This window comes from Gilvimarinus gilvus (assembly GCF_030518155.1).
Lineage (GTDB): Bacteria > Pseudomonadota > Gammaproteobacteria > Pseudomonadales > Cellvibrionaceae > Gilvimarinus > Gilvimarinus gilvus.
Map to the genome: position 1 here is coordinate 1 of NZ_JAULRU010000004.1, position 448 is coordinate 448.

Here is a 448-nt window from a genome sequence, read left to right on the forward strand (position 1 = left end):
CTGAAGTCGTTCAAACCAACCGAAGGCAAGCAGTGGGAACTGGGTGTCAAATACCAGCCCCCCGGTTCAAATACGTTGCTCTCAGCCGCGGTGTATGACCTGACTCAAAAGAATGTGCTGGTCACCAGCAACGACGGCAACACCAGTGTCACCAGCCAAACCGGCGAAGTGAAAGTCCGCGGCCTGGAGCTTGAAGCGGTTTCCGACGTTACCGACAACCTGAAGGTAATTGCCGCCTACACCCTGGCCAAATCCGAAGTGCAGGATGGTCAGTTCAAGGGCAACCGCCTGCAACTGATGCCTAACCAGCAGGCCTCGGTGTGGGGCGACTATACCTTCCACTCGGGCGTACTGGACGGCTTCGGCATCGGCCTGGGGGCACGCTACACCGGTAATACCTATGGTGACCAAGGCAACACCTGGCTGGGCAAGGCCAATGCCTACACGG

1 protein-coding gene is annotated in these 448 nt (G+C 58.0%); it reads left to right on the forward strand.

Going from position 1 to position 448, the window contains the following annotated elements; translation table 11 throughout:
* The coding region (locus tag QWI17_RS00020; RefSeq protein WP_302720463.1) for a TonB-dependent receptor domain-containing protein at window positions 1-448 on the forward strand (448 nt) is incomplete at both ends.